Raw genomic sequence first — 13,955 nt, 5'->3', positions numbered from 1 at the left:
AGGAATAGGTGATGGAATCATATACCTACATACGAGTAGGCACTCAGTACTACAAACTGGTTAAAGCTCCGAGCATTTCCGGTCATGGAAATGAATCTCTGGTGCCCTGGAATATTGAAACCATTCGCCAGGATCACGGGAAAACTTATTTGGCTGGCATTCCAAAATTTGATGGCTTTACGTGTATTCCCGATCACCAGAACTTTAAATATTCCCACCACAACTTTTATAACACCTATGCCCCACTCAGCCATGAAGTGACGGAAGGAGATTGCAACCTTTCTTTGGATTTTGTGAGACATATATTCGGAGACCATTATGACCTGGGTTTGGATTATCTGCAACTTTTATTTGTAAAGCCAACTCAGACTCTTCCAATTCTTTGCCTGGTCTCCAGGGAACGATCTACCGGGAAAAGTACTTTCTTAAAATGGCTGAAGCTGATCTTCGAGAACAACCTTACCTATCTTACCAACGACAGCTTTACCAGCCAATTTAATTCAGACTGGGCTAATAAGCTCCTGATCTGTATTGATGAAGTTCTGTTCAACAAAGAAGAACTTACGGAAAGGATAAAATACCTAAGCACCACCAATATTAATAAACTCGAAGCTAAAGGAAAGGATAAACGGGAGGTGGAATTCTTCGGGAAATTCATCCTTTGCAGCAACAATGAGGAGAACTTTATCAAGATCGACCACCATGAAACCCGCTTCTGGGTGCTCCAGGTGCCATCTGTAAAAAAAGAAAAGACCCAGTTCCTTGAGGCATTGGCTTCTGAAGTACAGGCTTTCCTCTACTTTCTAAAGAACCGAAAACTCTCTACCAGGCACCAAACCCGGATGTGGTTTTCTGCTGAACAAATAGAAACACCTGCTCTCAAGAAACTCATGCAGAACAACCTGAACCGGGTGGAAAGAGAACTGGCCGGTATTTTAATCATGGTAATGGAGAATCACGACCTGGACCAACTGGATCTTTGTCCGATGGATGCTCTCAATGCTATCAGTAAGACCAGGCTTCGAACAGATCTTACCCAGATCAGAAAGATCCTGAAGAAGGACTGGAAACTGGAGAACCAGCCGAATTCAAATCACTACAGAAAGTTTGTGATCTGGAGTGATGGCAGCACTACTTTCACCGATGCTAAAGGCCGTTATTTCACTATAAATAAAAATTTCCTGATGGAGAATTTTGAGGATCGAAAGTTCAGCTGATTTTCGGTTTCTGAATCAAAAACGATGAAACGATGACAAAACGATGACAAGGTGAACCCAGCATTCATAAGGGTTCCCACGCGCTGTCATCGTTTCATCAAAATGAAGGCTGCTTTTGAAAGAAAAACTTTGAAATACTTCTAATTTTTGATGAATTGATGACAGAATAAGATAAGACCAGTAATAGCAAGGGTTCCGGCTGTCATCATTTTGTCATCAAAAGGTCATCAAAAATAAAAATGATGACAGTAAAAGGATAAAAAAAGACGGTAGCTAAAAAACAACAAATGGGTGTAAATAAAATGCTGATGAAAACAAAAAGAATGAACTGTGAAAGAGCCCGTAGCATTTGCATCGTTAGCACGCTGGCAAAGCTAGGGCATTTTCCCAGTCGAAAATCGGAAAAAGAAGCCTGGTTTCTGAGTCCCCTGCGGTCAGAAACTCAGGCCTCTTTAAAAGTTTCCTCCAGACTTAACAGGTGGTATGACTTCGGAATTGGAAAAGGAGGTAACGTGGTTGACCTGGTATGCCTGATACTTAAATGTCCGGTAACTGAAGCTTTGGCATATTTATCAGATGGTTTACCGCTTATTAGTTCGTGTCAGCCAGAACCAACTATTCCGAAACAAAACCGGAGATCAAAAAACAAAGTACTGGAGGTTCGCCCCATTTTAAATCCTTCTTTGGAAAACTACCTACAGTCCCGATGCATACCAATCGAGGTGGCCAGAACCTTCTGTAGGGAAATCCGGTATGAGTGCAACAGAAAACAATATTATGCTTTGGGACTTCAAAATAACCTTGGTGGATGGGAACTTCGGAATTCGTATTGTAAAACCTCTACAGCTCCCAAAAGTTATTCCCAGATCGAAGGTGGATGGAGTGAGCTTATTGTATTGGAAGGAATGTTCGACCTTTTATCCCTGGCCACTATTTCTCCAGAGGAAGCACAAACTTCCGACCTGGTGATTTTGAATTCTCTCTCTTTCTTACCCCAAGTTCTACCGCTTTTTAAGGAGTACCGTTCAGTCACTTTGTACCTGGACCACGATACTTTAGGAAGAGAAGCAACTGAAAATCTAATGTCGAACTTTTCCAATTGCAGAGATGGAAGTGATTTTTACAAAGGCTACAAAGACCTTAATAAGAAGCTGATCCAGATGAACAACTGACAGCTCTTATCCTGAAATAAAAACTGTTTAACTGCTGAAAAAGCAATAATTGAGATGGAAGTAATTTAATTTTTTGAGGAGCAATTCAAGATGTGTCATTGTCATGACATCTTGCTTTTACTCCCGATGGTCGCAAAACTTTTATGAAACGGGAATTCATCCAGATCCGATGCTCGATCTACGAGAAAAAGCTACTCAAAAAAAGAGCGGCCCGGGCAGGAATTTCCCTTTCACAGTACATCAGATCAACTGCCTTTGGAAAAGGAGTGACCGAAAGATTGACACCCGAACAACTGGACTACTACAAAATGCTGGTCCAATACAAGAACAACTTTGTTCGCATTGGAAATATGTTCAATAAGAGAGATCCCAAACTGGCTCATGAGGTTATGGCTCTTGCAGAAGAAATAAGAACACACCTCCAAAATTTTCAGAAATGATTGGCAAAGGAAAATCCATTTCCCATACCCTGGCTTCCATGAATTACGGCTGGAACAAGGAGAAACGAGCTGAAGTGATCTTTAAAGAACATCTGGCTGGAGATACTCCTGGTGAGATCACGGAGGAGTTTAGAATTATTCAATCCCAGAACGAACGCTGTAAGAATAACACCCTGAGCTTTGTACTAAGTCCGGCAATAAAAGATGGACAGGATCTAAGCGGCACAAAGCTGAATGAAATCACTTCAAGATTTATTAAAGAGATGAAGCTTCAAAATCATCAATCGATAGGTTTTGTTCACCGGGATAAACATCACCTGCACATTCATCTATACACCAACCGAATCGCTTTAAACGGAGAGCTCTACAAAGACAGCTTTATCGGAAAACGGAGCCAAGTGGCTGCAGACAAAGTAGCCCAGCAGATGAACTTGACAAGAGCAAGAGAGGTTCAAAAGGAAAAGCTGGAGGAATTAAAGCACTTACGCAAGGAGGTTCAACATATTCATCAACAGGTTCTCCAGGCAAAACCGAAGTCCCTAGATGAATACCTAAAGAAGATGAAGAATCACCAGGTAAGGGTTCTGCCAAGTATCAATAAGGCAAATCAACTGCAGGGTTTCAGGTTTGAATACAAAGGAATCAATTTAAAAGGAAGTCAGATCCATCGTTCAATGAATGGCAACAACATCATTTTGGCCATTTCCCAAAACAACAGGTACACCAGATTACGGGAGGCACCAAAGACTATGAAGTTACTTGACAGCCCTATTCAGCTCAGCACCGGTATAATAAACAAAATAACTAAAGATCTTATGAAGCAAGCAATTAAAAGGGCCTTAGATACAGGAATGGGTGCAGGATTTTAAAAACATTAAAGATGAAGAAGCTAGATGAAATCATGGAACTCATGACTGATGAAATGGATGAGTTCAGGAAAAACCTAATGCATTTGCAGAAGTTATCGAATGAGCTCCACAATAGAAGCATTCCTATTTCTACTGAAGTACTAAAAAACCAATTGAATTTTTTCTTTCAGAAGCAAGAGAAAAGAGATGTCCTGACTGCAGAAGCACTCAAAGTAATTGATCAGAAATTGAAGAAGGCTTACCTACTCCCCAAGAGCCTGGGAATTCTATTTGGAAGTTTTCTAATCCTGCTAGTGACTTTGATCGGGTATCTCACCTTGCTAGTCGTAGAATCGAAAAAGGAAATAAATAATAGCTATCGAAATACAGAAGAAGAGAGCCTTATTTATCGTAAATACCTTTTGGAAAAACCAGAGATAAAAGCAGATTATGAAGAATGGTTCCAAAACCAGAACTCACCATAATGCGCCCTATGCTGTTTTTACTTAACGCTTAACTTCCCGTACGCTATAAAAACAGCACAGGATCCGGCGCAGGTAAGTTATGGTAGATTGGGGGCAAATCTTTGATTATCAAGAAGCCAATAAAACAGAAGGCGTAGAACTTCTTCCTTTTTCTCTTTTACCCTTGTTTTTGAAACAATGTTTAATCGTTAAATCCTTCCCTGTTTATCCAGTGGAAAATTAAGCTTCATATGCAGGTACTTCTTTCGGGTAATATTTCTTCCGAAGCCAGAAAGCAACCCTCACCAATAAGATCAAAGCCGGCACTTCCACCAGCGGACCAATAACTCCCGCGAAAGCCTGTCCTGAATTAAGTCCGAAAACTGCAATAGCCACGGCAATGGCAAGTTCGAAGTTATTTCCAGCAGCAGTAAAAGCTACCGCCGCATTCTTGTCGTAATCGGCCCCGGTCATTTTCGTTACAAAGAAGCCGATAATGAACATCACGGCAAAATAGATGAGTAGCGGAATGGCTATAATTACGACATCCATCGGGATTTCTACAATCATCTCACCTTTTAGCGAAAACATTACCACAATAGTGAATAACAAGGCAATAAGAGTGAGAGGTGATATCGCCGGAATGAAAGTCTCTGAATACCATTTTTCACCTTTAGCCTTTACTCCAATCCAGCGGGTGATAATCCCCATAAGGAATGGCAAACCAAGGTAAATGGCGACACTTTCAGCAATAGTGCCGATGGAAATATCTACAATAGCACCTTCAAATCCGAAGTATGGAGGAAGAACAGTTATAAATATCCAGGCGTAGAAACTATAGGCGAAAACCTGAAATATACTGTTCAAAGCCACCAGGCCTGCCCCGTATTCGCTGCTGCCTTCCGCCAAGTCATTCCATACCAGTACCATGGCTATACAACGTGCCAGGCCTATAAGGATAAGACCTACCATATATTCAGGATGATCCTGAAGAAAAATTAGTGCCAGGGCAAACATGAGCACAGGACCAATGATCCAGTTAAGCACAAGCGAAACCGAAAGGATCTTCACGTTTCTAAAAACCTTTGGTAGCAGCGCGTAATTTACTTTAGCCAGCGGCGGATACATCATTAGGATCAAACCAATGGCGATCGGAATGTTGGTGGAGCCACTACTCATCTCGTTCAGCCTTACGGGAAAGGAGGGGAAAAAGAATCCTATACCAACACCAACGGCCATTGCAATGAAGATCCACAAAGTGAGGTAATTGTCCAGGAAACCTAATTTTTTCTGCTTAAGTGTGCTCATAACTAATATCCGTTTCTTAGATTATCTGCGTAAGCATTGGGCAGGCGGCTGTCTTCAACGGCCTTTGCAGCTTTTTCAATATCATATTCAAATCTTATGAAATGTGGCTTTATGCTGTCCTTATCCAAAGCTGAAGCATTTTCATCTATTTCCAGCAATACATAACAGCCGCGATTGTCGCTGTCCTTAGGTTTTCCAACAGAGCCCAGATTGATCGCGTGTCTAAAATGGGCTTTTTCTTCATCTCCGGAATTCAGGATGCGGTGGTATGGCTTGTGGGTGTGACCAAAACACATGATGTCGGCATCTGCATCCTGCATAATGCGCAGCAGACTTTTCTCTGCCCGGTCTTCAAACAAATATTCATTGATCTTACGCGGACTTCCATGAACAAGTAGCAGATTAAGCTTTTCGTCATTCAGCTGAAATTCTACCCGGATGTGTGCCGGAAGAGTTCGGAGATAAGCCCGGTTTTTATCTGATATTAATTCATTTGTAAGGGAAATGGAAACAGCTCCGTTGGCTTTTTCCACATCTGTTTTATAGGCGCAGCCGCATTCATCGCTGTTCCTGCCAATTCCGAAGTCATAATTCCCCGCGATGGTAGGTATATTCCTTTTTCTTATTTCCTCGGTCACTTCGTTTGGCCAGATGTTATATCCAACAAGATCACCGAGACAATAAATGGAATCGATATCCCGCTTTTCTACGTCGGCAAAAAATGCTTCCAGAGCCGGAAGATTGGCGTGAATGTCACTGAATAAGGCAATTTTCATAAATAATTTGTTTTAGGTTAGCAGCAATCCTTTGAAGAAGGATCCTTGAATTGGTTAAAAATTTTGTCAAATTGTTTTTGAATTTCTGCCCAACGCCTGGCATTGATACAGTAACTGACACTGGTTCCTTCTATGGTTCCCTGGATGATCCCGATATCTTTAAGTTCCCGAAGGTGCTGACTAATGGTTGCCTGGGCAAGTCCCAGTTCTTTTACCAGGTCCCCATTAATACAGCTGTCAGATTTCAGCAGGAATTCAATGATGGCAACACGGGCAGGGTGAGCCAATGCTTTTGCAGCAAGTGCAAGGTCATTTTGAGCCTCAGTAAAGAGGTCGCTTTTTGTTACTCCCATTTAAATAGTGGTTACAGGTTTTATATTATCAAGAGATTTGAGCAGTGCTGGAAGTAATTTCTCCTCCGGAATGAACGGAATGCCATAGGTCCTTTTAGAAAGGTCTTTCTGAATGGTCTGAATTACATCCTTTTCCGCCAAAGCCCTGCTTTTTAAAAGTGGATCTTGGAGGCCTTTCTCCATGGAAAGGCTTTGATTTACTACCCACGCATAAGTGTCTATTCCGGCACGTTTTAGATCATCTTGTAGGACAGAAGCTTCCCGCATAGGAGTAGTTTCCGGCAGGGTAACAAGGATCAGCTTTGAAAGTTCAGGATCCTGTAGTGACATATAGGGAGTTCTGATCTTTGCCGGATCCATTCCGGTAGTTCTTAATACTTCCCTGTGATAACTTCCTGCTGTGTCCAGCAAAAGCAAAGTATGCCCCGTAGGTGCAGTATCGATCACCACAAATTTTCGTTTGGCTTGTTGTATGGCTTTTGAAAAAGCATGAAAAACAGCTACCTCTTCGGTACAGGGGGATTTAAGGTCTTCCAGCAATAATTTCTTTCCATGCTCATCCAGGTTTTCACCTTTTTGAGATAGTATTTTCTCCGTATACCGCTGTGTTTCAAGTTTTGGGTCTATTCGATCAATGCTCAAGTTCTCCGGAAGTTCCTCAAGTTGATCCATAAAATCCTGAACGTGAGCAGCAGGATCTGTCGTGGTGAGATGTACCTCAAAGCCCCGTTTGGCGATCATCACGGCCAGAGTTGAGGCGGTAAGCGTTTTTCCAACTCCGCCCTTCCCCATCGTCATAATAAGTCCGTGGGTTTTATCTGCAGTAAGTTCATCCACCAGTTTGTCCATACCGGGCAAAAGTCGATCTGTTTCTTTCGCAACTTTTACTTCGGAAATAACAAGTTTCTTTTGAAGTTCAGGATCTAAAAGCGAACGTAGTTTCTCCACACCAAGAATGTTGTAAGGCAGAAGGGGATAAGTTTTGATGGACAATTTCTGAAGGTTTTTAGGAATTGATTCCAGCTCTTTTTCTGCCAGTTCTTGCATTTTCAGCGCAAAGTCGTCCTGAATGTCCACCGCCTTAAAAACTCCGTTGACAAGCAATTCCTGATTTTTCATTGCAAGTTCTGCCAGTTCGTCGCTTGTACGGGATGCTTCCTTAAGAGAAGATTTGTCGGCACGGGCAACGAGGTAAAAGGTTGCCAGTTCAGGATCCCGCAAACGCTTTACAACAGTATTATAGCGCTCCTGACTGCTTTTTAAGGCAGAGGTTGGTCCAAGACAGGAGGCACCGTCGGGATTTTCCTCTGTAAAAGAGGCCCAGGCGGCAGGCAGTTCCAATAAACGTAAGGTATGGCCGGTGGGAGCCGTGTCAAAAACCACTACATCAAATTCACCTCCTTCAGATTCCCCGGAGATAAACCTGGAAAATTCGTCAAAAGCGGCAATCTCTGTAGTGCAGGCACCAGACAATTCCTCGTTCATTTTTTGGATGTCTGCTTCGTTCAGGATCTGCTTTAAAGGCTCGGTGACACGGGAGCGGTATTCTTCAGCAGAAACTTCGGGATCAATGTTGATCGCCGAGAGGTTCGCAACTCCGTCAACAGGATTGATCTTGTCGTACACCTCGCTCTGCAGGACATCCTGCAGGTTGGAAGCAGGATCTGTACTTACAAGTAGCACTTTTTTACCTTCATCGGCAAGTTTGATAGCTGTCGCACAGGACAGGGAGGTTTTACCCACCCCGCCCTTCCCGGTGAAAAAAAGGTATTTTGTTTGATGATCTTTCATAGCCAGGGATTTAATGGTTTATTTTCTGCTTAACAGCAGCTTGTCCCACCACAGCAGGAATTATCTTGTGGTTGTGCCACAGGAGCAGGCTCGGTTTTCAAAAGCTTCTCCCACTCGGTTTTATTTGGATAACGTCCACTCATGACGATCTTTCCATCTATGAGGATATAAGGGAGGGAATTGAGCCCGTCCATTTTGAGTTTTTCAATGGCCTCAGGATATTGCTGAAAAGCTTCTCCGTCGTTCGACACATTATGTCTGGCCACCTCTACGTTCAATGATTTCAGCCATTTCACATTGGCCGCTGTCTGTACAAGGCTGTCATCCACATCGGGTCCGCACACTCCTGTGCTGCAACATAAAGCCGGATCAAGAATGGTGATTTTCATATCTAATGTTTTAAAGTTTAATATTGCAATATTACGATTTAATATCTGAAACGTCAATTAATAAGAACAAAAAAATCATAAATCCAGGTGAGTCGTTCTCAACTGACAGTGGTCAAAAAGATGAACTTTTTTCATCCTTTTAGATAATTTTAACCAATAAATACTGGTTTTTGGAATCCTTTTTGAACCACATTCTGCCAAAAAATTGCTACTTTTACGGCGTGAAATTTTTCGTAACCACATTCTTATCATTTCTGCTTTTGCTCCAATCCTCTGGTCCGGTAGCAGATCTGTGTTGCGAATTGTTGAAGCTTCCAAATCTCATTGAACATTATAAAGAATGTACAGCAGGTGCTGAATTATCTTTTGAAGATTTTTTAGACGCCCAGTATGGAGATCGGTCTGAATTGCCGGAACATGACGACAAGCATGACGGGAAACTACCATTACAAGGTCATCACCATTCATGCTCTCATGGAATTACTGTTCTTAATTCAGAGATCTTCGAATTTACTACGATCGAATTCATAGAGGCTCCAAGAGCCAGCATCTTTTATCAAGCTCCGTTTTCTTCTGCGAGCTTAGGCGGAATTTTCCAACCGCCCCAGGTTTAACCTAATTTTTGTGATAGGATAGCTATATCCAAATGCCATCTTTTTGTTTGGCATCTCATCAATTACGTTAAACCAAATTTTTTTATTTATGATTAATAAGATCATAGGATTCTCTATAAATAACAAATTTATAGTGGGCCTGCTTACGCTGGCTCTTATAGGAACCGGAATCTGGTCGATGATGACCGTAAACCTGGGGTCGGTTCCTGATATTACAAATAACCAGGTACAGGTTATTACTCAATCTCCAAGTTTAGGTACTGAAGATATTGAACAATTTGTGACCTACCCCGTCGAATTGGCTATGGGTAATCTTCCCGGAGTAACAGAATTGAGATCTGTTTCCCGTTTTGGACTTTCGGTTGTCACTATTGTCTTTGAGGACGATATGGGTACCTATCTGCCCAGGCAGCTTGTACAGGAAAAACTGGCTGAACTGAAGGAAACTATTCCGGACAAATTCGGGAGTCCTTCGATGGGGCCTATTTCTACAGGACTGGGACAGATCTATGAATATACAATACAACCGCAGTCGGGTTTTGAAGATGATTACACTCCTGTTGAACTAAGGAGCATTCAGGACTGGATCATAAAAAGGCAGCTCACCTTACTTGAAGGTGTGGTAGAAGTCAACTCTTTCGGGGGAGCAATCAAACAATACGAAGTAGCTATTGATCCTGAAAAACTCAATGCTCTTGATATTAGTATATCACAGATTTATGAAGCCCTGGCCAGGAATAATGTGAATACCGGTGGAGCTTACATCGAAAAAAATAAGATGTCAAATTTTATTCGGGGTGAAGGATTAATTGAATCCCTGGATGACATTAGAAAAATTGTAGTCGCCAACAGAAACGGAACTCCTATAACCATTGCAGACGTAGCGGAAAAGGTTCATGCGGGTAGCCAGGTGCGTTATGGTGCCTTTACCCAGGATGGAGAGGAAGCCGTTGGAGGTATCATCATGATGCTGAAGGGATCCAATCCTAATGCCGTAGTACAGGATGTTAAGGACAGAATGGAAGAAGTGGAGAAATCCTTGCCCGAAGGTTTGGAAATTAATCCAATCATCGACCGAAGTATGCTTATTGGCAGGACAACCGACACTGTAACCAAAAACCTGCTGGAAGGAGCATTAATTGTGATCTTTGCTTTGGTGTTTCTTTTGGGAAGTTTACGAGGCGGCCTTATTACAGCAACCACCATTCCCCTCTCTCTACTTTTCGCTTTTATTCTAATGAAACAGTTTGGAGTATGGGCAAATCTTATGAGTTTGGGCGCAATTGACTTCGGGATAATAATTGACGGAGCGGTCATTATTATTGAAGGTGCGGTATATGAGATCCACAAAAGGATCAAAGCCGGAAAGCTTAAGTTCAACCGGGCTGTCATGGACGAGGTAGCATATGATGCCGGTAGTACCATGATGGGATCAGCATTTTTTGGCCAGATCATTATTTTGATCGTTTTCGCCCCTATTTTATTCCTCACCGGTGTTGAAGGAAAGATGTTTAAGCCAATGGCCTACACCTTTGGATTTGCCATGATAGGTGCCATCATCTTGTGTCTTACTTATGTACCGATGATGACAGCGCTTTTCATGAAGCCAATTCAAAACAAGAAAAACTGGTTTGGTCGGTTTGAAAAAGGATTAGAAAGAATAAGTGACAAGATTATAGGTGGAATTCAGCGGGTATATCTTCCGGTTTTGAAAGCTTCCCTCCGCCTAAGATCGGCGGTCATTATTGGTGCAGTAGTTTTACTTGGAGCGGCAGGATATGTATTTTCCACAATGGGTGGGGAGTTCATTCCGCAGCTCGATGAAGGAGATATTGCTATGCAGGCCCTTATCCGACCCGGAAGTTCTTTGACTGAATCTATAGAGGTTTCAAAGAAAATAGAAAGCCTATTGCTTGAGAACTTTCCGGAAGTAGAGACGGTGACAGCCCGTATTGGAGTAGCCGATATACCAACAGATCCCATGCCCATGGATATTGCCGATATGTATATAATACTTGAAAAAGATAGAGATGAGTGGGTCTCGGCTGACACAAAAGAGGAGCTTGTTAATCAAATACGTGAGTTACTCAATAAACATTTGACGGGAGTGAATCTCGTTTTCACACAACCGGTAGAGCTGAGGTTTAACGAACTTTTAGAAGGAGTCCGGGAAGATATAGCCGTTAAACTCTATGGCGATGATCTGGATGTACTTTCTACTAAGGTTGAAGAAATGGCAGCTATTATAGAAACCGTACCAGGTGCAGCGGATGTAAATCCAGAAAGAACCTCGGGGCTTCCACAAATGACAGTTCGCTTTAACCGCGATAAGATTGCTCAATATGGTTTGGAAATCCAGAAGATTAACGAGTACATAAGTACAGCCTTTGCGGGTGGAGTTGCCGGAGTTGTTTTTGAAGGGGAAAAAAGGTTCGATCTTGTTGTTCGTTTTAATGAGCAAAATCGTGAAAACATTGACGACCTAAAAAATTTATACATTGATTTACCCGATGGTACACAGATCCCGATCAAAGAAGTAGCTGATATTAGCTATGTGCCGGGACCAATGCAGATCTCAAGAGATGATACTTACAGGAGAACCTATGTAGGAGTTAATACACAGGGGCGTGATGTTGAATCTGTTGTAAATGACATTCAGGCAAAACTGGATGCCGAGCTGGATTTGCCGCCGGGATACTACATCGAATACGGTGGGGAATTTGAGAATCTTCAAAGTGCCAAAAGCCGACTCTCTATCGTTGTTCCCATTGCTCTCTTCCTGATCTTCGTGCTGTTGTATTTTGCCCTTGGCTCCTTTTCGCAGTCAATAATGATCTATATCGCAATTCCTTTGGCAGCCATTGGAGGTATCTTTGCTCTCTGGTTTCGGGATATGCCGTTCAGTATTTCGGCAGGTGTAGGTTTCATAGTACTCTTTGGGGTTGCGGTACTCAATGGTCTGGTCCTCGTGAATCGTTTCAATTCATTAAAAGAGGAAGGAGTAACAAGTATAAAAGACCGAATATTGATAGGTACCAAAGAACGAATCAGGCCCATCATGCTTACAGCGGTGACAGATATATTAGGATTTATGCCTATGGCATTTTCTTCTTCGGCCGGGGCAGAGGTGCAACGTCCTTTAGCAACGGTTGTTATTGGAGGAATGCTTACCGCTACCCTGCTCACCCTGGTGGTATTACCTGTACTTTATACATTAGTAGAAAACATGAAAAATAGAAGAAACAATAGTAACGGTTTTGCTCCGGCGCCCGCCATATTAGTGGCAGTGCTTTCCATTGGAGGTATACTTGGTCTTAGTTCTCCTGCACAGGCACAGGAAAAAAACCTGCAGGGGAATGTACCGGTGCAGGCTGAGAGCGTTCAGCTACAGGATTCTCTTCAAACTTTGACTTTAGAAGAGGCCAAAAAACGTGCTGTGGAAGCTTTCCCCAGTATTAAGGCGGCAGCCCTAGAGATAGAAGGTGAGGAAGCCTTGAAAAAAACCGCATGGCAGCTTGGGAATACCGCAATATTTACAGGAGCAGAAGAACTTAGTGATGGTTCAAATAATCCGGATCTCGGTGTGTATACCCAAATCGGGGTGCAGCAACAGGATATCGATATTTTTGGTATCATTCCCCGTCTGAGGCTGCAGAAAGCAAGAGTGGCTTTAGCAGAAGAGGCTCTCGATCTTTCCATTCTCGAAGTAGAACTGGAGGTGAGTCAGGCTTGGGCATCGTTATATGCTGCAAAAAATGCATATCAAACCTTACAAAGTCTGGATTCCTCATTTACAGATATTGAAAGAGCTGCTCAAATAAGACTGGAAACAGAAACAATATCCCGGCTGGAATATCTGGCTACGGTGAATCAGGGTAATGAGGTGGAAATACAAAAAGAACAAGCTTACCGTGATTATCTAGCTGCCCTGCAGCGATTCAATCTCTGGTTTGCCAGTGATGATCTCTTTACGGTATCTGATGTGCCTGTCGAGGAAATCATTGAGCCCCTTTCGCAGTTCCTACAACCTCTTGGAGACCATCCCCTTCTCGATGTTTATGAGCAACAAATAGAGGTGGCTGACGCAACTGTCAAGGAAAGGCGGTCACAGTTTTTTCCAAAATTCCAGGCGGAATACGGACGTCAAAAGATCGACGGGCAGACTGGTTTTTACCAGTATCAGGTGGGCATAAGTATTCCTTTGTTGTTTGGACCCGAGTTGGGGAGGACCCAAGCCGCCAGGATAGACCGTGAGATAGCCGAGGCAAATCTACAGCAAACCCAGTTGGAGCTAAAATCTGCTTACAGTGAAGCGCGCGAAGAATACCTAAAGTGGCTTAATTCCTGGCAGTATTATCAGGAGGCGGCGCTTCCCTTAGCCATAGAACAACGGGAAGGGGCACTTCTTGCATACAGGGAGGGAGCGATTGATTATGTCACTTTCCTTCAAACCCTTCGGGATGCCGTAAGGATAGAGGTTGATGCCTGGGAGGCATTGGGCAATTATCTCGAAAGCCGCTCCCAACTTGAATATTATATAAACACTTCTGAATAACCCGGTACTAATAGATTAAAGAATAAAG

12 protein-coding genes are annotated in these 13,955 nt (G+C 42.7%); 7 read left to right on the top strand and 5 right to left on the bottom strand.

All coding sequences use genetic code 11. From position 1 onward, the window contains the following. Positions 1 to 11: 11 nt before the first annotated feature. The 5 genes from JRG66_RS09230 to JRG66_RS09210 all read left to right on the top strand — a co-directional run bounded on the left by JRG66_RS09230 (position 12) and on the right by JRG66_RS09210 (position 4,162). Complete coding sequence (locus JRG66_RS09230; RefSeq protein ID WP_265162480.1) at positions 12 to 1,217, top strand: primase-helicase family protein; 1,206 nt, start codon at positions 12 to 14, stop codon at positions 1,215 to 1,217. Positions 1,218 to 1,540: 323 nt separating this feature from the next. Further along, entirely contained in the window at positions 1,541 to 2,389 is an 849-nt protein-coding gene (locus JRG66_RS09225) for a DUF8464 domain-containing protein (RefSeq protein ID WP_265162479.1), read from the top strand. Positions 2,390 to 2,532: 143 nt separating this feature from the next. Beyond that, the gene (gene mbpA / locus JRG66_RS09220; protein WP_265162478.1) at positions 2,533 to 2,829 is read left to right on the top strand and encodes a mobilization protein MbpA; all 297 of its coding nucleotides are present in this window, start codon (positions 2,533 to 2,535) and stop codon (positions 2,827 to 2,829) included. Further along, entirely contained in the window at positions 2,826 to 3,698 is an 873-nt protein-coding gene (locus JRG66_RS09215) for a relaxase/mobilization nuclease domain-containing protein (protein WP_265162477.1), read from the top strand. The genes mbpA and JRG66_RS09215 overlap by 4 nt, the downstream gene beginning before the upstream one ends. Before the next feature lie 11 nt (positions 3,699 to 3,709). Beyond that, complete coding sequence (locus JRG66_RS09210) at positions 3,710 to 4,162, top strand: DUF6730 family protein (protein ID WP_265162476.1); 453 nt, start codon at positions 3,710 to 3,712, stop codon at positions 4,160 to 4,162. Positions 4,163 to 4,381: 219 nt separating this feature from the next. Here the strand turns inward: JRG66_RS09210 and arsB are convergent, their stop codons facing one another. Genes arsB through arsD form a run of 5 tightly spaced genes read right to left on the bottom strand, consistent with a single transcriptional unit; the run spans position 4,382 to position 8,758 of the window. Continuing rightward, on the bottom strand, positions 4,382 to 5,449 hold the full coding sequence (gene arsB / locus JRG66_RS09205; protein WP_265162475.1) for an ACR3 family arsenite efflux transporter: 1,068 nt from the start codon (positions 5,447 to 5,449) through the stop codon (positions 4,382 to 4,384). Between the two features lie 2 nt (positions 5,450 to 5,451). Beyond that, positions 5,452 to 6,225, bottom strand: a complete 774-nt coding sequence (locus tag JRG66_RS09200) for a metallophosphoesterase family protein (protein WP_265162474.1) — start codon at positions 6,223 to 6,225, stop codon at positions 5,452 to 5,454. A gap of 17 nt (positions 6,226 to 6,242) precedes the next feature. Beyond that, positions 6,243 to 6,578, bottom strand: coding sequence for an ArsR/SmtB family transcription factor (locus tag JRG66_RS09195; protein WP_265162473.1), 336 nt, complete (start codon positions 6,576 to 6,578; stop codon positions 6,243 to 6,245). Beyond that, complete coding sequence (gene arsA, locus JRG66_RS09190; RefSeq protein ID WP_265162472.1) at positions 6,579 to 8,369, bottom strand: arsenical pump-driving ATPase; 1,791 nt, start codon at positions 8,367 to 8,369, stop codon at positions 6,579 to 6,581. 29 nt (positions 8,370 to 8,398) lie between these two features. After that, positions 8,399 to 8,758: an arsenite efflux transporter metallochaperone ArsD gene (gene arsD / locus JRG66_RS09185; protein WP_265162471.1), complete on the bottom strand. Its 360-nt coding sequence runs from the start codon at positions 8,756 to 8,758 to the stop codon at positions 8,399 to 8,401. 170 nt (positions 8,759 to 8,928) lie between these two features. Here arsD and JRG66_RS09180 point away from each other — a divergent pair, with 170 nt between their 5' ends. Then, positions 8,929 to 9,372 carry a hypothetical protein gene (locus tag JRG66_RS09180; protein WP_265162469.1) on the top strand — a complete coding sequence of 148 codons (444 nt, stop codon included), beginning with the start codon at positions 8,929 to 8,931 and terminating at the stop codon, positions 9,370 to 9,372. Between the two features lie 88 nt (positions 9,373 to 9,460). Continuing rightward, the gene (locus JRG66_RS09175; RefSeq protein ID WP_265162468.1) at positions 9,461 to 13,927 is read left to right on the top strand and encodes a CusA/CzcA family heavy metal efflux RND transporter; all 4,467 of its coding nucleotides are present in this window, start codon (positions 9,461 to 9,463) and stop codon (positions 13,925 to 13,927) included. Positions 13,928 to 13,955: the final 28 nt, after the last annotated feature.

The sequence above is a fragment of the Salinimicrobium tongyeongense genome, assembly GCF_026109735.1.
Classification (GTDB): domain Bacteria; phylum Bacteroidota; class Bacteroidia; order Flavobacteriales; family Flavobacteriaceae; genus Salinimicrobium; species Salinimicrobium tongyeongense.
Note: the sequence above shows the minus strand (reverse complement) of the source record. Positions and strands in the feature narration are given on the sequence as shown.